21 protein-coding genes and 1 other annotated feature are annotated in these 21636 nt (G+C 43.3%); of the genes, 6 read left to right on the forward strand and 15 right to left on the reverse strand.

Translation table 11 applies throughout. From position 1 onward, the window contains the following. Positions 1-4 precede the first annotated feature (4 nt). The 4 genes from NYE49_RS15300 to melA are packed head-to-tail and all read left to right on the forward strand — an operon-like array spanning position 5 to position 4334. A complete protein-coding gene (locus NYE49_RS15300) occupies positions 5-1285 on the forward strand; it encodes an extracellular solute-binding protein (protein ID WP_174616780.1) in 1281 nt (426 codons plus the stop codon). Then, positions 1278-2189 carry a sugar ABC transporter permease gene (locus NYE49_RS15305; RefSeq protein WP_015251409.1) on the forward strand — a complete coding sequence of 304 codons (912 nt, stop codon included), beginning with the start codon at positions 1278-1280 and terminating at the stop codon, positions 2187-2189. The genes NYE49_RS15300 and NYE49_RS15305 overlap by 8 nt, the downstream gene beginning before the upstream one ends. After that, on the forward strand, positions 2186-3016 hold the full coding sequence (locus NYE49_RS15310; protein ID WP_015384420.1) for a carbohydrate ABC transporter permease: 831 nt from the start codon (positions 2186-2188) through the stop codon (positions 3014-3016). Before NYE49_RS15305 ends, NYE49_RS15310 begins: the two co-directional genes overlap by 4 nt. 19 nt (positions 3017-3035) lie before the next feature. Then, the gene (gene melA, locus NYE49_RS15315; RefSeq protein WP_015384421.1) at positions 3036-4334 is read left to right on the forward strand and encodes an alpha-galactosidase MelA; all 1299 of its coding nucleotides are present in this window, start codon (positions 3036-3038) and stop codon (positions 4332-4334) included. Between the two features lie 21 nt (positions 4335-4355). On the opposite strand, the gene NYE49_RS15320 is transcribed toward melA, so the two are convergent. From NYE49_RS15320 to NYE49_RS15330, 3 genes are all read right to left on the reverse strand, one after another. Continuing rightward, positions 4356-4667, reverse strand: a complete 312-nt coding sequence (locus NYE49_RS15320; RefSeq protein WP_004398993.1) for a rhodanese-like domain-containing protein — start codon at positions 4665-4667, stop codon at positions 4356-4358. A 115-nt stretch (positions 4668-4782) separates the two neighbouring features. Next, positions 4783-7197, reverse strand: a complete 2415-nt coding sequence (gene leuS / locus NYE49_RS15325; RefSeq protein WP_047183058.1) for a leucine--tRNA ligase — start codon at positions 7195-7197, stop codon at positions 4783-4785. Positions 7198-7304: 107 nt separating this feature from the next. After that, positions 7305-7519: a binding site (T-box leader), on the reverse strand. 102 nt (positions 7520-7621) lie between these two features. Continuing rightward, entirely contained in the window at positions 7622-7957 is a 336-nt protein-coding gene (locus tag NYE49_RS15330) for a DUF4257 domain-containing protein (protein WP_003246114.1), read from the reverse strand. A gap of 404 nt (positions 7958-8361) precedes the next feature. Between NYE49_RS15330 and NYE49_RS15335 the strand changes: the two genes are divergently transcribed. Continuing rightward, entirely contained in the window at positions 8362-9147 is a 786-nt protein-coding gene (locus tag NYE49_RS15335; protein WP_047183059.1) for a blue-light photoreceptor, read from the forward strand. 236 nt (positions 9148-9383) lie between these two features. Here NYE49_RS15335 and NYE49_RS15340 read toward each other — a convergent pair whose 3' ends face one another. After that, positions 9384-10577, reverse strand: a complete 1194-nt coding sequence (locus NYE49_RS15340; protein WP_042977570.1) for an MFS transporter — start codon at positions 10575-10577, stop codon at positions 9384-9386. 188 nt (positions 10578-10765) lie between these two features. On the opposite strand from NYE49_RS15340, the gene NYE49_RS15345 reads away from it, so the two are divergent. Continuing rightward, on the forward strand, positions 10766-11512 hold the full coding sequence (locus NYE49_RS15345) for an LMBR1 domain-containing protein (protein WP_047183060.1): 747 nt from the start codon (positions 10766-10768) through the stop codon (positions 11510-11512). Positions 11513-11548: 36 nt separating this feature from the next. On the opposite strand, the gene bceB is transcribed toward NYE49_RS15345, so the two are convergent. The 11 genes from bceB to NYE49_RS15400 all read right to left on the reverse strand — a co-directional run bounded on the left by bceB (position 11549) and on the right by NYE49_RS15400 (position 21562). After that, positions 11549-13489: a bacitracin ABC transporter permease BceB gene (gene bceB / locus NYE49_RS15350; protein WP_047183061.1), complete on the reverse strand. Its 1941-nt coding sequence runs from the start codon at positions 13487-13489 to the stop codon at positions 11549-11551. Then, a complete protein-coding gene (bceA, locus tag NYE49_RS15355; RefSeq protein ID WP_003229137.1) occupies positions 13479-14240 on the reverse strand; it encodes a bacitracin ABC transporter ATP-binding protein BceA in 762 nt (253 codons plus the stop codon). Before bceA ends, bceB begins: the two co-directional genes overlap by 11 nt. Before the next feature lie 101 nt (positions 14241-14341). Continuing rightward, entirely contained in the window at positions 14342-15346 is a 1005-nt protein-coding gene (gene bceS, locus NYE49_RS15360; RefSeq protein WP_015384427.1) for a two-component sensor histidine kinase BceS, read from the reverse strand. Then, positions 15339-16034, reverse strand: coding sequence for a two-component response regulator BceR (bceR, locus tag NYE49_RS15365; RefSeq protein WP_015483587.1), 696 nt, complete (start codon positions 16032-16034; stop codon positions 15339-15341). Before bceR ends, bceS begins: the two co-directional genes overlap by 8 nt. A 96-nt stretch (positions 16035-16130) precedes the next feature. Continuing rightward, the gene (gene ytrF, locus NYE49_RS15370; RefSeq protein WP_047183062.1) at positions 16131-17441 is read right to left on the reverse strand and encodes an ABC transporter permease YtrF; all 1311 of its coding nucleotides are present in this window, start codon (positions 17439-17441) and stop codon (positions 16131-16133) included. Further along, positions 17431-18126 carry an ABC transporter ATP-binding protein YtrE gene (gene ytrE / locus NYE49_RS15375; protein ID WP_047183063.1) on the reverse strand — a complete coding sequence of 232 codons (696 nt, stop codon included), beginning with the start codon at positions 18124-18126 and terminating at the stop codon, positions 17431-17433. Before ytrE ends, ytrF begins: the two co-directional genes overlap by 11 nt. Positions 18127-18140: 14 nt before the next feature. Continuing rightward, positions 18141-19118, reverse strand: coding sequence for an ABC transporter permease YtrD (gene ytrD, locus NYE49_RS15380; protein WP_047183064.1), 978 nt, complete (start codon positions 19116-19118; stop codon positions 18141-18143). 29 nt (positions 19119-19147) lie between these two features. Continuing rightward, positions 19148-20134, reverse strand: coding sequence for an ABC transporter permease YtrC (ytrC, locus tag NYE49_RS15385; protein ID WP_047183065.1), 987 nt, complete (start codon positions 20132-20134; stop codon positions 19148-19150). Beyond that, entirely contained in the window at positions 20128-21006 is an 879-nt protein-coding gene (gene ytrB / locus NYE49_RS15390; protein WP_047183066.1) for an ABC transporter ATP-binding protein YtrB, read from the reverse strand. The genes ytrC and ytrB overlap by 7 nt, the downstream gene beginning before the upstream one ends. Next, positions 20999-21391, reverse strand: coding sequence for a GntR family transcriptional regulator YtrA (gene ytrA / locus NYE49_RS15395; protein ID WP_003229121.1), 393 nt, complete (start codon positions 21389-21391; stop codon positions 20999-21001). The genes ytrB and ytrA overlap by 8 nt, the downstream gene beginning before the upstream one ends. A gap of 33 nt (positions 21392-21424) precedes the next feature. Next, a complete protein-coding gene (locus NYE49_RS15400; protein WP_047183067.1) occupies positions 21425-21562 on the reverse strand; it encodes a hypothetical protein in 138 nt (45 codons plus the stop codon). Positions 21563-21636 lie beyond the last annotated feature (74 nt).

The following is a 21636-nucleotide window of genomic DNA, read 5'->3' on the forward strand; positions in this document are numbered from 1 at the left end:
AAAGATGAAACACACTTTTGTTTTATTTCTCTCTCTTATTCTGCTTGTTCTGTCCGGGTGTTCAGCAGAGAAAAGCTCAGCAGATACCGCAAAAAAGACGTTAACCATTTATTCTACAATGTCAACCGACAGTGAAAGAGATACGTTCAGAAAACTAGCGGCAGCATTCGAAAAGGAACACAGTGACATTCGTGTCAGCCTTCATTTCCCAGGCAATGACTATGAAAATATGATGCGTGTCAGAATGGCGGCCAATGATTTGCCTGATCTATTCGATACACATGGCTGGGGGAAAATCAGGTACGGAGAATATACAGCGGATCTCCGGGAGATGGAATGGACTCAAGATCTCGATCCTAATTTAAACAGCATCCTCAAAAATAAAAGCGGAAAGGTGTATGCCTATCCGATCAATCAGGCAAAAGACGGTCTGGCGTATAACCGCAATATTTTAGACCGTTACGGCATTGCTCCGCCGGAAACCATGGATGACTTTATCAAAGCACTGAGAACGATTAAAAAAAAGAGCAAGGGAAAGATCGTACCCTTCTGGTTTGCCGGCTATGACAAAAGCTCATTCGCCCAATATTACGACCAATTCGCTACACCTCTTCTCATCACAGACCCTGCCCATAATGAAAAAAAACAGCTCATCAACGGCACTTTTCAATGGAGTAAATTCACTTATTTATCAAAAATCCTCAAACAAATGCAGCAAGAAAAATTGATCAATATCGACGCCGTAACGGCAAAAAAATCACAGCTCATCGAATTAATGGCCCAAAACAAAATCGCCTTTACAATGCAAGGCGGCACACTCGGCCAAGACGTTGCCCAGATCAACCCGAACGTCGAGGTCGGCATTATCCCGACACCTGCCATCCATCCCGGTGATGATCCGATTTGGATCGGCGGTGAACGCTACACGCTTGCAGCATGGAAAGATTCGCCTCAATTAAAAGAGGCAAAAGAATTTATCGCATTTATGGCCCGCCCGGCCAATGCCAAACAAATGGCTGAAGCCACATCGCTTCCTTCAGGGCTGACCAATGTGAAAGCTGATATTTTCTACGCAAACGATTATGAGCATTATCAAGATGTCAAAGTCGAGCCTTACTTCGACCGTTTATACTTGCCAAACGGAATGTGGGATGTCCTGGGCACGGTTGGGCAGGAGCTGGCGGCTGACATTTTGGCGCCTCAAGACATTTCGCAGAAGCTGGGAAGAGAATATAAACGACTCCGGGAGCAATCGGAAACACAGGGAGCTGAAAACAATGAGTGAGATCGCAAGGGACGTTCATGTGAAACAGGTTAAGCCAAAAAAGCAGTCCTCACTTTGGTGGATGTACATTCCTGCTTTGCTCTCCGTTCTGGTCTTTATGATTTATCCGTTTGTGAAAGGCACATTGATTACCTTTACAAACTGGAACGGCTTTTCACAAGTCTACCAATGGGTTGGATTCGCGCAATATGAAAGGCTGTTTTCTGATCCTGACACTTGGCATATCTTAAAAAACACTCTGCTTTACGGGCTTGGCAGCACCTTTTTTCAAAATGTGGTCGGGCTTCTGTACGCTCTGCTCTTAAATCAAAGCATTAAAACGAAAGCGGTAACAAGAACAATTGTGTATTTGCCGGTGATGATCAGCCCGCTCATTATGGGCTACATTTGGTACTTTTTCTTCTCCTATGACGGAGGCGCACTCAACGATTTGCTCGGGGTCTTCGGCATCAGCCCTATTAATGCGCTCGCCAGTCCCTCGCTCAATCCATGGATCATTGTCATGATTAACACCTATCAATATGTCGGGATCGCTATGGTTGTCTACTTAGCCGGTCTGCAAAGCATTCCGAAAGACTACTATGAAGCGGCGCAAATGGATGGCGCGAAACAAGGCCAGCAGTTTTTTACCATCACGCTGCCGCTGTTAATGCCCTCCATTACCATTAATATGGTCATCAACATTATCGGAGGCTTAAAGCTGTTTGACGTCATCATTGCACTCACCGCAGGCGGCCCCGGAAATGCGTCACAATCCATGTCCACGTTTATGTATGATTTGTATTTCAAACGGCAGGATGCCGGCTATGCCGCAACGCAAGGCATATTTATGGCATTTGTCATTTTGATCATCAGCTTTTGCGCGCTTGCGTACTTTAAAAGAAAGGAGACGGAAATGTCATGAGAGCCGCCCGTACAAAAAGCATGCGGATCATTACGCTTCTTGCAGCCATTGTGGCCTGTGCGCATTTTATTCCTTTTTATATCCTGCTGACCACTTCATTGAAAGCAAAAGGAGACTACAGTTCGAAATGGATATTTCCAGCCGACATCTCCTTTCATAATTTTTCAGAGGCGTGGGAGCGCGCTTCGCTAGGAAACTCTTTTATAAACACCATGATCATCACAGGTTCTTCTGCCTTGTTATTAATTATATTCGGCTCACTTGCCGCCTACCCGCTTGCCCGGCGGGAAACGAAACTGAATAAAGCCGTTTTTGCCTTGCTGATTTCCATTATGATCATCCCTCCGTTAACGTCCATGGTTCCTTTGTATCGAATGGTTGTGGACGCCGGAATGGTCAATACACACGCAATCGCCATTTTCATTAATACAGCGGCTTACATGCCGTTAACCGTATTCTTGTATTCAGGCTTTATCCGATCGACCATTCCAAAAGAGCTTGAAGAAGCCGCAAGAATTGACGGCGCAGGCATGCTGAAAATCTTTTTTATGATTGTGTTTCCTCTGCTGAAGCCGATCACTGCGACCATCTGTATTATTTCTTGTGTCTTTATTTGGAACGACTATCAATTTGCCATTTTCTTTTTACAAGATCAAAAGGTTCAGACATTAACAGTAGCCATGGCAGGTTTTTTCGGAGAAAACGCAAACAACCTTCATTTAGTTGCCGCAGCGGCACTGATGGCAATGCTGCCGATGGTTGTTCTGTTTTTGGCGCTGCAAAAATACTTTATTGCCGGCCTGTCTTCCGGAGCGGTAAAGGGTTAACTTTAAAGGGGGAAGCAATATGAAGAAGATTACATTTATCGGTGCAGGGAGCACGATTTTCGCCAAAAATGTTTTGGGAGACTGCCTGTTAACAGAGGCACTGAATGGATTTGAGTTCGCTCTTTACGACATTGATCCCAAACGCCTGCAAGAATCCCAGCTCATGCTCGAAAATCTAAGAGACCGTTATAACCCAAGTGTGGCCATCAATAGCTATGATGACAGAAAACTCGCCTTGCAAAACGCAGGCTATGTCATCAATGCGATTCAGGTTGGAGGATACAAACCGAGCACAGTCATCGATTTCGAGATTCCTAAACGGTATGGGCTGCGCCAGACGATCGCCGATACAGTCGGCATTGGCGGGATATTCAGATCTCTCAGAACAATCCCGGTCTTATTTGATATCGCAAAAGATATGGAGGAAATGTGCCCTGACGCATGGTTCTTAAACTATACAAATCCAATGGCCACTCTTACAGGCGCCATGCTCCGCTATACCAATATCAAAACAATCGGGCTCTGCCACAGTGTTCAAGTGTGCACGAAGGATTTATTTAAAGCTCTCGGAATGGAGCATGACGGAATTGAGGAACGCATCGCAGGCATCAATCATATGGCTTGGCTTTTGGAAGTCAAAAAAGACGGCACAGATTTATATCCAGAAATCAAAAGGAGAGCGAAAGAAAAACAAAAAACAAAGCATCATGATATGGTGCGGTTTGAATTAATGGATAAGTTCGGCTATTATGTCACGGAATCGTCCGAACATAACGCAGAGTATCACCCATACTTTATTAAACGGAATTACCCTGAACTGATCAGCGAGCTGCAAATCCCGCTCGACGAATATCCGAGAAGGTGCGTCAAGCAAATTGAAAATTGGGAGAAAATGCGGGATGATATCGTCAATAATAAAAACCTTACGCACGAACGCTCAAAGGAATATGGTTCAAGAATTATAGAGGCAATGGAAACAAACGAACCATTCACCTTCGGAGGAAACGTCTTGAATACAGGGCTGATCACCAACCTTCCTTCAAAAGCGGTTGTGGAAGTGACATGCGTCGCCGACAGAAAAAAAATTACACCGTGCTTCGCCGGAGAACTGCCTGAGCAGCTTGCAGCCTTAAACCGGACGAATATTAATACACAGCTGATGACAATCGAAGCGGCTGTCACACAAAAAAAAGAAGCGGTTTACCAAGCTGCAATGCTTGATCCGCATACAAGCGCGGAGCTTTCCATGAAAGACATCATCTCCATGTGTGACGATTTATTTGCAGCACACGGCGATTGGCTTCCGGAATACAAATAAAAACTAGGGGACTGCTCTCCCCTAGTTTTTTGGTTTTGTTTCGCCTTCCCAGGCCATCATGCCGCCTTCAACATTGACTGTTTTAAAGCCTTGCTCATCCAGGTACTTGCAGACGTTCATGCTGCGCATTCCTGAGCGGCAGATAAATACGTACTCTTTGTCTTTATCAAGGGTTTCCATTTTTTCAGGAATATCCCCCATGCGAATATGAACGGCTTGCGGGATCATGCCTTCCGCTACCTCTTCATCTTCTCTGACATCAATTAAATATAATTCTTCGTCCGCCTCAATTTTTTCTTTCAAAGCGGCTGTGCTGATTTCTTTTATTTCCAAAGAAAACACTCCTATTCACAGTGATCATGTTCAGTATATCAAAGTCAGCTGAACGATTGCTATTCTGAGACTGATGAAAAAAATCCCCTTTTGGCAAAGGGGATTTTTTCTAGGCTTAGTTTGCCACAATATTGACAAGCTTCCCAGGCACCGCGATGATTTTCCGAATCGTTTTGCCTTCAAGCTGCTCTTTGACCTTTTCATCTGCTTGAGCAAGCTGTTCCAGCTGTTCTTTCGTTGCATCGGCAGGAACCTGTAATTTCGCTTTTACTTTTCCGTTCAGCTGAACAACGATTTCAACTTCATCATCCACAAGTTTTGTTTCATCATATACAGGCCAAGCTTCGTAGGCAATTGTGCCGGAATGGCCAAGCTTCTCCCAAAGCTCTTCCGCTAAGTGTGGCGCGATAGGAGAAAGAAGCTTCACGAAGCCTTCCATATATTCTTTCGGCAGTTCTGATGCTTTATAAGCTTCATTAATAAAGACCATCAGCTGGGAAATACCCGTGTTGAAACGAAGGCCTTCATAATGGTCTGTGACTTTCATAACCGTTTCATGATAGACGCGCTCCAATGTTTCACCCGCGCCTTCAACGATTTTGCCATTAAGCTCACCGCTGTCTTCAATAAATAGGCGCCATACACGGTCAAGGAAACGGCGCGCACCGTCTAATCCTGATTCAGACCAGGCGATTGAAGCATCAAGAGGTCCCATGAACATTTCGTACAATCTCAGCGTATCAGCACCGTGAGAGGACACGATTTCGTCAGGGTTGACAACGTTCCCTTTAGATTTACTCATTTTTTCGTTATTTTCGCCGAGAATCATTCCTTGGTTGTACAGCTTTTGGAACGGTTCTTTCGTCGGCACTACGCCGATATCATAAAGGAACTTATGCCAGAAGCGGGCATACAGAAGGTGAAGCACGGCATGCTCTGCACCGCCGATATACATATCGACCGGAAGCCATTTTTCCAATTTTTCTGGTGATGCCAGCTGCTCCGGATTGTGCGGATCAATATAGCGCAAGAAATACCAGCAGCTTCCCGCCCATTGCGGCATTGTATTCGTTTCTCTTCTTCCTTTTTTCCCTGTCTCAGGGTCTGTGACTTCCACCCACTCTTTAATGTTCGCAAGCGGTGATTCGCCCGTTCCGCTCGGTTTGATTTCATCCGTTTTCGGCAAAATCAGCGGCAGCTCCTCTTCAGGGACAGCTGTTGACGTTCCGTCTTCCCAATGAATGACCGGAATCGGCTCGCCCCAATAACGCTGGCGGCTGAAGAGCCAGTCACGAAGACGGTACGTCACTTTCTTCTCACCGTTTTTCGTTTCTTCCAGCCAAGCGATCACTTTCTCAATCGCTTCCTGTTTGTGAAGGCCGTTCAGGAAATCAGAGTTCACGTGCTCGCCGTCGCCAATATAAGCTGCTTCCTCAACGTTCCCGCCTTTTACGACTTCCTTCACCGGAAGGCCGAATGTTTTGGCGAATTCAAAATCACGCTCATCGTGGCCAGGAACTGCCATGACAGCGCCTGTTCCGTATGATGCAAGAACATAATCCGCAATCCAAATCGGCAGTTTTTCTCCGTTTACAGGATTGATCGCATACGCTCCTGTGAATACGCCTGTCTTTGTTTTCGCAAGATCTGTGCGTTCTAGGTCACTCTTTGATTGAATTTCTTTGATATAAGCTTCAACAGCTTCTTTTTGCTCTGCCGTTGTGATGTTTTCCACCAATGCGTGTTCCGGGGCAAGGACAGTATATGTAGCGCCAAACAGCGTATCTGGTCTTGTTGTAAACACCGTAAAGGAATCAACATGTCCATCTATAGCAAAATGAACGTGAGCGCCTTCCGAACGGCCGATCCAGTTGCGCTGCATATCTTTAATGCTTTCCGGCCAATCAAGCTCTTCCAAGTCCTCAAGGAGCCTGTCCGCATAAGCGGTGATTTTCAGCATCCACTGCTTCATTGGGCGTCTCTCTACCGGATGGCCGCCGCGTTCGCTCTTGCCGTCAATGACTTCTTCGTTGGCAAGAACCGTACCGAGCGCAGGGCACCAGTTTACAGGCACTTCGTCAACGTAAGCAAGGCCTTTTTCGTATAGCTTTAAGAAAATCCATTGCGTCCATTTATAGTATTCAGGGTCAGTCGTATTGATTTCGCGATCCCAGTCATATGAGAAGCCAAGCGCTTGAATTTGGCGGCGGAAGTTATCAATATTCTGCTTCGTAAACACAGCAGGGTCGTTCCCTGTGTCAAGGGCGTATTGTTCAGCTGGCAGGCCGAATGCGTCCCAGCCCATTGGATGAAGGACATCATAGCCCTGCATGCGCTTCATGCGGGACAGAATATCCGTAGCTGTGTATCCTTCAGGATGGCCGACGTGCAACCCAGCTCCAGACGGATAAGGAAACATGTCCAGCGCGTAAAATTTTTGTTTTTCATTATTATCAAGAGTGGCAAATGTTTTGTTTTCAAGCCAATATGTTTGCCATTTCTTTTCTATCTCTTTGTGCTGAAAACTCAAAGTAAAAACCTCCTTCTGATTGAATACGGCGTGTATGGTTCAAGTATTGACGGGAAGGAGAGGATTATTCAGAATATTCCCAAACTAAAAAAAACTCCCTCATCCCTAAAAGGGACGAGAGACTTTCGTTTTCCCGCGGTACCACCCTCGTTAGCGCGGCATACGCCGCACTCACTTGATACTTTTAACGCAGTTATGCGTCAGCGGCTTTTCACCGCTGCAACTCTGAGGTGAGTTCGGAAACAAACTTGATTGACTTTCACCAGCCGTCAACTCTCTGCAACAATATCTGTTTCTTACTGCTCCTCTTCATTGTTCTTATCGCAACCGTAATCTAACTGTATTTTATAGAATTCTGTTCATAAGTGCAAGCAGGTTTGTATACAATGGGAATGTACCCTGAACGGGCGAAGATTGAGGACAATTATTCGGGTGGAGTTTTAGTTTGACGTTTGGACTCGGCCGGCTCGCCGCCGCTGTTCAGTTCTCTCACAAAGTCAAAACTTCTGAGAACAGCTTCACCGCCGTAGCCTGAGATAATGGATAAGATGACAAGTTGAATTCCTGAATCGGGGTCAGCGGATAATACAAGTAAAATGGAAGCTGTCATTCCGATAAACCAATCTTCCAAAAATCCAAGGTAGATAAACCGCTTCGTCATTCTGGGCTTCTCCAGTCTGCCTCTCTTTTTCACATGACCGAGAATCCCCATGATTCCTCCAATTACACAAGCAATAAGTACCTGATGCAGCATCTTCATCATCACCTTCCTAAAGCCCTTATTTCGTAAAGCGACTTCAGGCCATCCAGCCCCCTTAAACGATTCCGATGATTTTCGATATCTACATACCGGCAAATCTGTAAAAAGCTTGTTTCTTCCATTATATGTGAACACATGATCGGTAAGCTTGATGCATTGGATTCATTTTTCACCCAGTGACATTTACCTAGTCACCTATTTAGCATGTAGAAAACCTTTCCGTTCATATGTTCAAATTCTGTTCTTATTTTTAGTGTATACGAGGACAAGCCCTAATGACAAACAACAAACTGCACTTGCTTGAATCAGAACATGTGTTGTGCTACGGTTACTGTAGAATTCATTTTTAAAAAGGGGAATATCAGGCTTTCGCATAGCAAGCTGACGGCCTAAGGGGGATTTATATGGCTAGTTTTCAATCATTTGGGATACCAGGACAGCTGGAAGTCATCAAAAAAGCGCTTGATCACGTGCGAGTCGGTGTGGTAATTACAGATCCCGCACTTGAAGATAATCCTATTGTCTACGTAAATCAAGGCTTTGTTCAAATGACCGGCTACGAGACCGAGGAAATTTTAGGAAAGAACTGCCGCTTCTTACAGGGGAAACACACAGATCCTGCAGAAGTGGAGAACATCAGAACCGCTTTACAAAATAAAGAACCGGTCACCGTTCAGATTCAAAACTACAAAAAAGACGGAACGATGTTCTGGAATGAATTAAATATTGATCCAATGGTTATAGAGGATAAAACGTATTTTGTCGGAATTCAGAAAGACATCACCAAGCAAAAAGAGTATGAAAAGCTTCTCGAGGATTCCCTCACGGAAATTACTGCACTTTCAACTCCTATTGTCCCGATTCGCAATGGCATTTCAGCTCTTCCGCTAGTCGGAAACCTGACAGAGGAGCGATTTAATTCCATTGTTTGCACATTGACGAATATCTTATCAACATCCAAAGATGATTATTTGATCATTGATTTATCCGGATTGGCCCAAGTGAACGAACAAACGGCCGACCAAATTTTCAAGCTGAGCCATTTGCTGAAATTGACCGGAACCGAATTAATCATTACTGGCATTAAGCCTGAATTGGCCATGAAAATGAATAAACTGGATGCCAATTTTTCGTCGCTGAAAACATATTCAAATGTAAAGGATGCCGTTAAAGTGCTTCCGATTATGTAAAAAGATCCCGCTCATCCGGCGGGATCTTTCAGATTGTTGACAAAATCCTAAAATGGTTTTCATTTTAGGATTTTGTCATCTTTTCAGCGTGATTGAAAACCCTTGAAGTCTAGGAAGGACGAGCATAGGAGCGGAGCGAATGTTCTAATTCGTGAGCACCGAAGCGCAGGCCTGACAACGAATGCGAGGGTTTGTCGACACGCTGAAAGATCCCGCTCATTCGGCGGGATCTTTTATTATGAAGAAATTGATGCCTGCTTATTTGTTTCTTTAGCTGATTTTAGCCGTTTGTCATATAGAAGCGTTGTGGCAATACTGATCAGCAGCAATACCAACAGAGATAAAACAAGGGCCTTAATGCCGTAATGATCGACAAGCACTCCTCCGAACAGGGGACCAATCATTCTGCCGCCTGTCGCCGCACTGTTGACAAAGCCTTGATAAAAGCCTTCTTTCCCTTTAGGGGCAAGCTGATTGGCAATTGTCGGCACAGCAGGCCAAACAAGCATTTCTCCGATCGTCAGGATCACCATCGCAGCGAGAAACATCGGAAATTGCTTTGCAGTCAGCAGCATGCTGAAAGACACAATAAAAATGATAAAGCCGATGACCATTTGCGCTTTTAGCGACTCGGCCCATTTTTTCACCACAAAACTGACGAGCGGCTGGCCGAGCACAATGAGAATTCCGTTAACTGTCCATAGCACGCTGTATAAGGAAAGAGATATTCCAATGCTTTGTGTGTACGAAGCAATTGTGGTTGACCATTGAGAATAAGCCAGCCATCCGAGTACATAGCCTCCGCTTAAAATGATCAGTGCGGCAAATTTTGCTTTGCTGTTCACAGCATCGTAATCAAGCACAGACGTTTGGGACGCATCTCCCGTCTGAATATTTCGAAATCCGAAATATACAATAAAGAAAAAGACCAGATACAGCGCGGCATTCGCCAAAAATACATATGAAAACGAGAAAGACGCCACGACACCGCCAAGTGCTGAACCGACGGCCACACCCGCGTTTTGCGCGACATATATCGCATTAAATGCCTTCCTTCCCCCTTCAGGCCATACCGATCCCGCCATTGCGTAGCTGGCCGGAAAAACAACACCGGAGCCAAAGCCCACAATCGTCAGCAGCACAATATAGGCTGGCCAATCATGAAAAAAGACAAGACCCATCAGGCTTGCTAACGTAATGGCTATCCCAAGCATAATCGATTTAAAACCACCGATTTTATCAAACAAAAAACCTCCGCATAAATTACCAGCCACACTGGCGCCGGAATTCAGCATCAGGACAAGTCCGGCTACTGTTAACGACTTTCCTAAATGATTATGGATATAAATCGTATTCAGCGGCCATAAAAAAGAAGCACCCGTCACATTGATAAACATTCCAATGACTAAAATTTTAAGAGCACGCGGCATACTCATCCCCCTTTCTTACCTAAAAAAGCTCATGAAAAAAACGAAACCTAAAACGGCTCCGTACGAATCCAGTTATCATAGCACATTCATTCTATCTGTCTCTCTCACATTTTTCAACTGATGAGCGTGAAAAAATCTAACAAATATTGTTTGAAAAATGTAAAATAAATAGAAAAAGGGGTCATATTATGGAAATGGTATTAGCATTCTTAGGTTTTCTGGCATGTCTCATTTCACTGGGCTATGGATTATATCACCTTGTCAGATATGTACTGAAAAAGGAAAAACGTTTCTCCAAGAGACTTTTTTGGCCGCTTTTCATTGGAGGCCTTGTGCTGCTCTTTACCGGGGCAGCATTGGCAGAACCTGACACTGCCGCAGCAAATGCCGAGAAAAAATATTCAGCGCTAAACGCCGAATATAAAAACCTCACAAAAGAGCACGAAGAACTTGAGAAAGAATATAAATCTGTCAGCTCTGAAGCAAAGAAATTAAAAGACAACAAAGAAGATCACGACAAGCTTGAGAAGCTTAAAAACGAAAATAGCGATCTAAAAAAGACTCAGAAATCATTAAAAGCTGAAATTAAAGAGCTTCAAGAAAATCAAAAGCAGCTCAAAGAAGATGCAAAAACGGCAAAGGCTGAAAACGAAACACTCCGACAAGATAAAACAAAACTTGAAAATCAATTAAAAGAGACGGAAAGCCAAACCGCCAGTTCTCATGAAGACACTGGAAGTTCTTCAAACAATACGAGTAAAAGTGATGAAACCAAAACAGCTGACAAAGCAGAAGGCTGTAATATCAAAGGAAGCAAAAACGGCATCTACCACACGCCAGGCAGTACATACTATGACAGGACAACCGATCCGGCTGAAATGTTTTGCTCAGTTGAAGAAGCTGAAGCCGCCGGTTATCGGGCGCCTAAACGATAAACAAAAAGCTCCAGAATGTCTGGAGCTTTTTCTGTTTCACAACGACGATTTAATGACCTTCTTATAATAAAGAACTGACAGAAAACCAAAAATGGAGTAGAGCGCAGTATATAACACCATCACCATAATCATAGGCGCCCATACCTCTGATCCGAATAAGAACCAGCCGGATTGGACGGCAAAGTAACTGTGGAAGAGGCCGACAACAAGCGGAATGCCGAAGTTGTACATTTGTTTGATGCGTATCCCCTTTATCAGGTCGCCCTGCGTAAAACCGAGTTTTCTTAAAATCGTATAGCTCGGTTTTTCATCTTCACTTTCACCCATTTGTTTAAAATAAAGGATACAACCTGATGTAATCAGGAACGTTAACCCTAAGAAGCCGACGATGAACATCACAATACCAAACAGTGATTTTTGCGCAGCGCTTGTATCCAGTCTTGATAAATGCTCGTTTTTCTTGTTCACCTGTTGAAAAAGCTCATTTGCTTTTTCCATTTGATCGTCATGTTTCACATTGACGCCGATAAATGTAGATTGCGCCAGCTGAATGCGGGGGTCCTTATCCTTGTTCAGCTGTTTAAACAGGCTGTCATCCACAATGACAGCGGGCATGCCCCCGCTTGTAAACGTGTAGGATACAAGAAACTCTTCTCTTAATCCTTTATATTTTAATGGCTGCGTCTCATGTTTGCTTTTTACTTTAATAACACCAGAGTCCTTGAAAACCATTATTTTTTGCAGCAAGTCGGTGTATCCTGAGAAAACGGCTTCTCCAGCCGCCACATCGACTCCTTTTACATCTTTGTCGCTAACAACAGCAAGCTGCATATTGCTGGGGTCGCCCTGCATCTCTTTCGGAGTTCCATCCATAATATTTGCAATGTCAACATTTGCTTGCAGGACAGGTGTTGCCTTTTTTACAAACGAGATGTTGCTTTCCCTCAATCTGTTTTCAAATAACTTGGCATCTTTCTCATTCATGAATGAAAAATCAGCCGCTACATTTTGTTCAGCGGTCTTTTCCGATGAGTAATACGAGATGTAAGCAAGAGATAACAGCCCGATGGCGAGCGCTGAAACGGTTGTAATAATCGTCAGCAGCAGCGCATTCGATTTCATTCTGAACATGATCGATGACAGTGACAGGACCTCAGAAATATTTAAGTAGCCGCCCTTGCTTTTTCGAATGATATTCGAGATAAACGTAACTGATCCTTTATAAAACAAAAACGTCCCGATAATGACGCTCCCCAGAATGAAGCTCATCGCAACAAACAGTTCATTAATGGTCTTAAATTTTCCGCCAAACAGCTCAGAAGACACATAGTATCCTGTCAAAATCAACACGATGCCTAAAGCGCCGATCAGCATTTGGAAAAATGATATTTTCTTCACTTTGTCTTCAGTGGAGGACGTTACTTTAAACAAAGATAAAATACTCTGTTTTTTGATAAACGTATAATTCATGATCATGATCAAAAGGTAAATGCCGCAGAACACAATGACCGTTTGGACCAAGGCCTGCTCAGAAAAATGCAGTTTCGCATCCGCTTTGACATCGACAATTTTGAACAGAATCATCAAGACCAGCTTCGATATCGAAAACCCGGCCGCTACCCCGATCGCTAATGAACCGAAATACAGCATGACATTTTCTGCACTTAAGATGCGAAAAATTTTATGCTTCGTCATTCCAATTAATTGAAACAGCCCGATTTCTTTACTCCGTCTCTTAATAAAAATCGTATTGGCATATAAAATGAAGATCGCCACCACAGCCACAAGCAAAATCGAAGCGGTTTTAATAGCCGCTGCTCCCTTGATCGAAGCCTTCACTTCGTTAATTGCTGGATCATACTGCAGCGTGACAAAGGCGAAATAAAGCGCCACGCTAAAGATGAGCGCAAACACATACAGATAGTAATTCCGAAGATTCTTTTTCAAATTTCGCAGGATGAGCTGATTAATGTTCATGCTGCACCCCGCCTAACACGCCTTGCGTTTTCATAATATCCTGGAAAAACGTCTGCCTGTCCTGGCCCCCTTTATTCAGCTGTGTATACATTTGCCCGTCCTTAATAAAAATGACTCTGCCGCAGTAGCTGGCAGCGACGGGATCATGGGTAACCATAATAATCGTGGCGTTTCGTTTTTGATTGAGCTGGCTCAGCTTATTTAATAGATCAGAGGCCGATTTCGAATCAAGCGCGCCGGTCGGTTCATCAGCGAAAATAATGCTCGGGTCATGAATAAACGCTCTTCCGGCGGATGTTCTCTGCTTCTGGCCGCCGGAAATTTCATTCGGGTACTTATCCCGCAATTCATATATTCCCAGTTCCTTTGCAACTTCCTCAAACTTGCGATTGGCTTCCTTTTTTGATAGTTTCGTGATCGATAAAGGCAGAAGGATATTCTCTTTCACTGTCAATGTGTCTAACAAATTGTAATCCTGAAAGATAAAGCCTAAATGCTGTTTTCTAAATTCAGCCAGCTGCTTTTCCTTCATAGCCGTCATGTCATTTCCATTAATATGAATGGTTCCGTGACTGACCTGATCGATTGAGGAAAGAACGTTGAGCAAAGTGGTTTTTCCCGACCCGGAAGCACCCATAATACTGACGAATTCGCCCTTTTCAATGTGAATATCGATGCCCTTCAGCACTTCCTGTTTATTCAGCTTGTTTCCATAACTTTTTCGAATTTTATTCGCTTCTAAAATCACCATTTATGCAGTCTCCTTTATATTGGATAATCTCATTATAAAAAGGAATGCCGGGCTTTTCCTTCGATACGGCGAACAAAAAAGAAAAGCATGTGACATTTTCGTCACACGCTTATGACATGTTCAAATTGATTCCGTATTGGAAAGGTTAATGTAAAAACTGTCCCCGCACCAAACTCCGACTCAACATCAATAAGGATCAATAACGGCGCCGCTGCTTTTTTTGCCAAGTACAGCCCCATGCCAGTTGACGCTTGATCATGGTGATCCGTTGTGGATGTAAACCCTTTATCAAAAATACGCGGTACATCTTTTGGATCAATGCCCCTGCCACAATCTTTCACTTGGAGCTGCGTCTGTTCCCCTTTTTGAAAGCTTTTGATCTCGATTTCAGAGGCTTCGCTGTATTTCACCGCGTTTGTCAGCAGCTGCCTGATGATAAACGCCAGCCATTTTGCATCGCTCAGCACTTCTTTGGCATCGAGCTGTATGTCAAAACCGATCCCTTTTTGGATACACCACGATTGTAAATCTTTGATTTCTTTAAAGATCAAAGGCTGAAGCTGAATGAATTCTACTGACAGATCGTTTTCAATAAATGAAATGCGTTTTTGATGAAGCTGCTGATCAAGAAGCAGGTGAATACGCAGCCATTCATATGACAGCTGGGATTTCAGTGCTTTTTCTTCCATTCTATCAATGATTAAATGCATCGCTGTTAATGGGGTTTTGACCTCATGGATCCATGCCATCAGCTCATCTTTTTCATTTTCCAATGCTAAGCGATGCCGTGCTGCGGTCTGCTTCAAGTGTTCTGTTTGCCCGGCAATGCTTCTTTCAACCATTGCTTCAAACGGCGTTTCCGGTTCATTTATGGCTGTCACATCGAGATTGTTCTCCCATGTTTTCAAGCTTTTATAAAACGCTGTTTCTTTCCGATAGCGGAACCAAAGGAATATGATAAAAAACAAGATGCACAAATACACCATATAAAGTACATTCCCGAACGATATGGAAGGATCGACAAAAGCAATGAACAGCATCAAAGCCTGCTGAAACAAAAACGCGGCAATCCAGCTCCGCCTTTCGATAAGGAATGCTTTAATCATAGAACTTGTCCTCTTCCTTCGCGATGTAGCCCTGGCCCACCTTTGTCTCGATATATGCACCAAGCTGCAGGACGTCCAGTTTTTTTCGCAGGCGATTGACATTGACGGTCAGCGTATTATCACTAACAAAACGCTCATCGTTCCACAAGCTTCTGATCAGCTCTTCCCGGCTGACGATCTTGTTTTTTTGCTCTATTAATTGTTTTAGAATGAACATTTCATTTTTGGTCAGTTCAACAGATCCTTTGTCATTGCTGACGAGGTTCTGCTCCGCGTCTACAGCAGCGCCGCACCACGTTTTAATCGTATTCGGCTCCGTATTATAATGGTGCACACGCCGGAACATCGCTTGGATTTTCGCGATCAGCACATCAAAATGAAATGGCTTTTGAATAAAGTCATCTGCCCCGAGCTGCATGGACATCACCATATCAGCAGGATGATCCCGGGAGGATAAAAAGAGAATCGGAACATTTGACCGGGAGCGGATCAGCCGGCACCAATGAAAGCCGTCAAATTTAGGCAGCTGTACATCAATAATGACACAATCAGGATTAACCGCCGCAAATTCCTGCAGCACCTGACTGAAATCCTGAATGCCGTATACATCATAGGACCATCCCGTTAAACGATCCTTGATTTCATGAAACAGCGATTCATCATCTTCAATCAGCAAAAGTTTAAACAATCGACTCACCGCACTTTTTCCTTTTTTATCAAGTGTATAGCAAAACGCCAGCATGCGCTATAGAAAAAGCCGGCTGTCTCAGCCGGCTCGTTCGCATTATAGTTCTCTTCTCAACGCTGTCAGCACGTTGGTTTTTGTTGCTTTTCTCGCCGGGTTCATTCCGGAAATGACTGCGACCCCTCCGCAAATCACAACGGCAATGATCACAAGACTCGCCGGGATGTAGGAGAATGTGTAATTCAAGTCGCCCGCATCGCTTCCGCTTGTGGCCGCAAGAATCATCGGAACGGCCAGGTTGACAAGGTAGCTCACGCCGTAAGAAATGATAATCCCAATCACACAGCCTAAAATTCCGATATACGCGCTTTCCATCAAGAACATTCGGCGAATGATTGACGGGCTCGCCCCAATCGCTTTCATAATGCCGATCTCTTGCGTTCTCTCTGTCACCGCCATCGTCATCGTGTTAAAAATGCCGATCGCTGAAATGATAACTGCGATACATCCGACAAAGATCAGTCCGATTTTGAAGACCATGAAGAAGGTATTGGCTCCCTCAAGTTCGGTAGTCACTGATGTGACATAGTACCCGTCATCGGTTAGATCATTTGTCAGCTGTTCCACATTCTCAAACTTATCAGCAAAAACGCCAATGTTCGTTTCAACATTTCCGCCTTTGAAATCTAAGAATTCCGAAAAATCTTTTTTGAATTGATCACTGATAAAAATGTTTGAGTCCTCCATCCAGTCTTGAGATGGTTTTTTTGTAATACCGACAATTTTAAAGTCATATGTTTTTGTTTTTGTAACATCCCCTGTTTTAGGATCTGTCTTCGATACACTTAGTTCAATTGTTTTGTTCAGAATATCTTTCGTATAGCCCTTTGGTTCTTTTATATCTTCTGGATTTCCTTTTGCTTCCTCGATTTTTTTGTTATATTCTTCCGATTCTTTTTTCGTTAATAATCTCTTTGCAAAGTCGTATCCTACTACGATTTCATTTTCCGACTTTGCGACTCTTCCCTTTTCCAATTCCATATTGGCCTTTAATTCATCATTCATATTAGTAAAAATGAGATTTGAGCTTTCATTTGTACGATTGCCTAAAGTAGCTTTGTTTGGTTCATACACTTGCGTTCTTTCTACAACTGACCTTACGTGATCATACTTCTCTAAATCAGCTTTTTTAATAGGCTTGTCTCCTTCCTTGCCCATTACACTGACTTTCGTTACAACCTGCTGGCTCATTGTCATATCTGTAATTGTCTTTTGAATCCCAAATCCAACGGACGACAGCACAACCAAAAACGCACACGCCATCGTTGTTGCAAGAATCGTCATAAAGACGCGAAGTCTGTTTTTCTTCATATTTCTTCTGATAAAATGAACCTGATCCTTAAACCTCAACGGTAATTCCTCCTTTTAGCACACCATCATGAAGCTGAAATTTTGAATGTCCGATAGAAGCGACTTCATCATCGTGAGTAATGATCACAAATGTAATGCCACGCTCACGATTCAGCTGCTGGATCAATTCCAGCACTTCATGTTCCGTTTCTGAATCAAGGCTTCCCGTCGGCTCATCCGCTAAGATAATCGAAGGATTTAAAATCAACGCTCGAGCAATACTGACACGCTGCTGCTGGCCGCCTGACAGTTCATTCGGATAATGAGCGGCGTGATTTTCCAGACCGACACGTTTCAGCATGTCCTGCACCTTTTGCTTCCGCTCAGAAGGCTTGATTCCTTTTAACGCCAACGGCATTTCCACATTCTCATACGTCGTTAAACCCGGGATGAGCTGAAAGCTTTGGAAAATAAACCCGAAATGGTCAAGCCGAAATTGCGCCCATTCCTTTTCATTAAACCCCGTAACATCAGTGCCATTAATGACAATCCGCCCTTTTGTCGGCGATATGTAGCCGGAAATTAAATTCAAAAGCGTTGATTTACCTGATCCGCTTCGCCCGACAATGCAGGCGATTTCCCCTTTCGCCACACGTAATGAAACATCCTTCAATACTGGAACTTCATTCTCACGGCCCTTTTTTCCGATCTTGAAAGAATGGTCGATATGCTGAACATCTATCATAAGTTCTCTCTCCCTTACAAAAGTTTCGTTTTTTTATAAATCGCAAAATAACTAATCAAGAAACCGATTACCGCGCCGGCAGCCATGCCAATGAGATAGCCTGCAAAGCTTTCGCTGGCGGAAAATCCAAAGTACCCAAAACCCATGATTCCTATGATAATAACGATAATCTGCACCGGACGGTCAAGCGGCTTCCATAAGAAGAAGTACCCGTTTCTTTCATTAGACAGTTTGACAAAACTAATATAGCCGATGATGTAGAAGATGATAGTCATGATAGCCGGAATCACTAAATAATATGGTGAATTCTCAGCCCATTTCGAGTCTATATAAATTATCGGAATGAAATACTGCACCCATTTGGGTACTGGACCATGGATAAAATCTATTGATCCGCCAAAAAGGATCTCAAGGTTGATCGCAGGCAGGCTGATGAGCAAAAATGGCGAAATGGCTACGGTAAATGAGACCAAAAGCTGTGCGAAACTATTGCCTGTCAAAGCTCCTCCGGCCATAACCAAAGAATAAGCCAGCATGCTAACAATAATCATTCCCAAGCTGTAATTGTGAAAATAAACGGCCTGATCAGGCTTCAAAAGTATGATCAGCAAAACAGATAAAACATAACCTATAAGTTGCGGTATCACAATCACCATTCCGCCAGTAAGAAACTTCGCATGAAATATCTGCCCTCTTGTATACGGAAGGCTTAATGTAAAATCAAAAAAGCCCTTGCTTCGTTCAATCCCTAGCAGGCTGACCGCCAAAACGACTCCCAAAACCCAAAATACCGAGATAAATGAGCTGTTTAAATAATCAACGCTGAATACGCAGGGGCCGACCCAATTTTCTTTTCCAGTGACACAGCCTTGATAGATGAGATACATATTTAAAATTGATAATGGATTACCCAATATAAAAACCAAAATAGTGATAACTAAGGCGACTTTATTCTGCCGCCACTCTTTGTAAAGCAGTCCGGAATCCGGCAACTCACTTCCCTCCAAACCTAAGGCATTTCTTACACTTTTGTTTTCTTATAAATAGAGAAGTAGCTCACAAAGAATCCAGCCACTGCCCCAATGATCATACCCAAAATATAACCAATAATGGAATGTCCGGTATAGTATCCAAATAAACCAAATCCAAGGATGCCGAAAGCCATAACCAGAATTTGCACCGGACGATCTAATTTGTTCCATAAGAAAAAGTGTCCGTTCCGTTCACTTGGAAGCTTTTTGAAGCTTATAAAGCCAATCAAGTAAAATAGCATGCTCATTACGGCTGGAATCAATAAAAGATATTTACTGTTAATCAGCCATTCATTTACAACGTAACTAATCGGTACTAGGTTCGATAAATTGCTTGCCAGAGAGAAATAACTCTCAGGGGAAGGGAATATTTCCCATATATTCACACCAAAAACAACTTCTAGGTTTCCAACCGGCAATGCAATAATTAAATACGGCAATATAGCTGCAGAAAACGCGGTTAACAGTTGGGCAAAAGCATTTCCAGTTAACGCTCCGGCGGCCATCACCAGTGAAAAAGCCATAAAACTTATCACGATTACTCCAATGCTGCTGTGCTCAAAAAAGTAGACGTGTTCAGGGTTATAGACAAGAATTAGCAGCCATGCAAGTAAAAAGCCAATCAATTGTGACAGCACAATCACAAAACCGCCTAACCAAAATTTTGTCTGAAAAATTTGGCTTCTGTTATATGGAAGGCTTAATATAAAATCCATCGTGCCTTTCGAACGCTCCATTCCGAGGAAGCAGACCGCCAAAATGACACCCGGCACCCAGTTGATATCTATCAGATTGCTTATGGAATAATTCACAATAAAATCACAATATTGCGGGTCTTGGCGATCAAGACACCCTTGATAAGACAAATACGTATTAACGATAGAAAGCGGATTTGCCAATACTAAAAACACAATACTCAGCAAAATCACCACTTGATTCTGCTTCCACTCTCGATAGAGGAGACCTCGGTCTACCATCTCCGCTTCCCTCCAAACTTCGCAATGAACACTTCTTCCAAGTTGACAGGAAGCTCATTCCATACTTTTGGCTTCAGCTCTCTCAAAAAGCTCTTTTTCTCCTCTTCGCTTTTCGGAATTAGCACCGTGTAAAACACACCGGCCTGATCGAGCATCGGAATGTTTTGCTCTCTGATGGCCAAATTGACATCTGTATCGAAAGCCATTTGAATTTTAATGTATTCTTCTTTTAACTCATCAAGATCCATGACGTTGGTCAGGCTGTTATCTTCAAGAAAACCAATTCGGTTGCACATCCGCTCTATGTCTTCAAGCCGGTGGGACGTAATCAGGATGCTCGTATCACGCTCTGCCACTTCATCGACCATCAGCTGCAGCACATCATGTCTAGTTACCGCATCAATACCGTCCGTCGGTTCATCCAGGAGGATCAGCGCCGGTCTCGCCGCAAACGACAGAACGAGCGACAGCTGTTTTTTCAAGCCTGTCGACAGCTCACGGTATTTTTTCGTTTCTGGAATTTCGTATCTGTTCATCAGTTCATTCGCGTACGTGACATCAAATTTCGGATATATTCTTCTCAGGATATCGACAAGCTGCTTGTATGTATACTTGTCGTAAAAAGGATTTTGAACAGGCATGTAGATGATATTTTGTTTGACCTTCGGGTGCTTTTTGATTTCTACGCCGTCAAATAAAATCGTTCCGCTGTCAGCGAAAATGATTTGCTGGATTAAGCGAAGCATCGTTGTTTTCCCTGATCCATTGCGTCCAAGCAATCCAAAGATTTCTCCTTTTTCGATTGTTAATGAAACATCTTTTAATACTTGATTGCCGTCAATCGCTTTTGACAGCTGCCGTAGTTCAATCATTTTTTTTGCCTCCCTTCACATCAGCGCTGATTTCCTTTATCCATTCGTGCAGTTTTTCCAGCTCAACCCCTGCATAGTGTGCATCGATGATGAGCTGTTTGAGTTGCTCTTTAATCATCGTCATCTTCCCTTCAACCAGTGTCGTTTTTGCATTCTCCGATATATAGGTCCCTCTGCCCCGCAGCGTCTCAATAATCCCTTCTCGCTCAAGCTCTTTATACGCTTTGCTGACAGTGTTCGGATTCGCAATAATGATCGTTGCCAATTCTCTGACAGAAGGAAGCTTATCACCAGGCTTCATGATCCCTTTCAAACAAAGCTCTTTCATTTGCTGAATAATTTGTTCGTAAATGGGTGTTGAGCTTCTTGGATCGATTTGAATCATTTACTTCCCTACTTTCTATACGATCTGAACCTTTTATAGATAAAAATGATCAATTAGACTTTTTTGCCATTCAAAACCGATCATCACAAGAACAAGAAAAAAAGAACAAGCGATCACAGATGCCGCAATCAGCATTGGCACGTTACGTTTGTTTCGTTTTTTATGTTTCATAACTGCCTCCCTTAATGTCAATATATAAATGATTTTATATTAGTGTCTATAGTGTATTACTTCAATTAGTACAC

Origin of the sequence: Bacillus sp. FSL L8-0358, assembly GCF_038593095.1 — a bacterium.
In the GTDB taxonomy this organism is placed as follows: domain Bacteria; phylum Bacillota; class Bacilli; order Bacillales; family Bacillaceae; genus Bacillus; species Bacillus subtilis.

Bases quoted from the DNA above. Each gene is read 5' to 3' on its own strand.
- ytrE (WP_047183063.1), bottom strand. From the start codon at position 18,126: ATGATAGATGTTCAGCATATCGACCATTCTTTCAAGATCGGAAAAAAG.
- NYE49_RS15335 (WP_047183059.1), top strand. From the start codon at position 8,362: ATGGCTAGTTTTCAATCATTTGGGATACCAGGACAGCTGGAAGTCATC.
- NYE49_RS15305 (WP_015251409.1), top strand. From the start codon at position 1,278: ATGAGTGAGATCGCAAGGGACGTTCATGTGAAACAGGTTAAGCCAAAA.
- NYE49_RS15330 (WP_003246114.1), bottom strand. From the start codon at position 7,957: ATGAAGATGCTGCATCAGGTACTTATTGCTTGTGTAATTGGAGGAATC.
- NYE49_RS15310 (WP_015384420.1), top strand. From the start codon at position 2,186: ATGAGAGCCGCCCGTACAAAAAGCATGCGGATCATTACGCTTCTTGCA.
- ytrA (WP_003229121.1), bottom strand. From the start codon at position 21,391: ATGATTCAAATCGATCCAAGAAGCTCAACACCCATTTACGAACAAATT.
- melA (WP_015384421.1), top strand. From the start codon at position 3,036: ATGAAGAAGATTACATTTATCGGTGCAGGGAGCACGATTTTCGCCAAA.
- NYE49_RS15300 (WP_174616780.1), top strand. From the start codon at position 5: ATGAAACACACTTTTGTTTTATTTCTCTCTCTTATTCTGCTTGTTCTG.
- bceA (WP_003229137.1), bottom strand. From the start codon at position 14,240: ATGGTGATTTTAGAAGCGAATAAAATTCGAAAAAGTTATGGAAACAAG.
- NYE49_RS15340 (WP_042977570.1), bottom strand. From the start codon at position 10,577: ATGCCGCGTGCTCTTAAAATTTTAGTCATTGGAATGTTTATCAATGTG.
- NYE49_RS15400 (WP_047183067.1), bottom strand. From the start codon at position 21,562: ATGAAACATAAAAAACGAAACAAACGTAACGTGCCAATGCTGATTGCG.
- NYE49_RS15345 (WP_047183060.1), top strand. From the start codon at position 10,766: ATGGAAATGGTATTAGCATTCTTAGGTTTTCTGGCATGTCTCATTTCA.
- bceS (WP_015384427.1), bottom strand. From the start codon at position 15,346: ATGATTAAAGCATTCCTTATCGAAAGGCGGAGCTGGATTGCCGCGTTT.
- bceB (WP_047183061.1), bottom strand. From the start codon at position 13,489: ATGAACATTAATCAGCTCATCCTGCGAAATTTGAAAAAGAATCTTCGG.
- ytrC (WP_047183065.1), bottom strand. From the start codon at position 20,134: ATGGTAGACCGAGGTCTCCTCTATCGAGAGTGGAAGCAGAATCAAGTG.
- ytrB (WP_047183066.1), bottom strand. From the start codon at position 21,006: ATGATTGAACTACGGCAGCTGTCAAAAGCGATTGACGGCAATCAAGTA.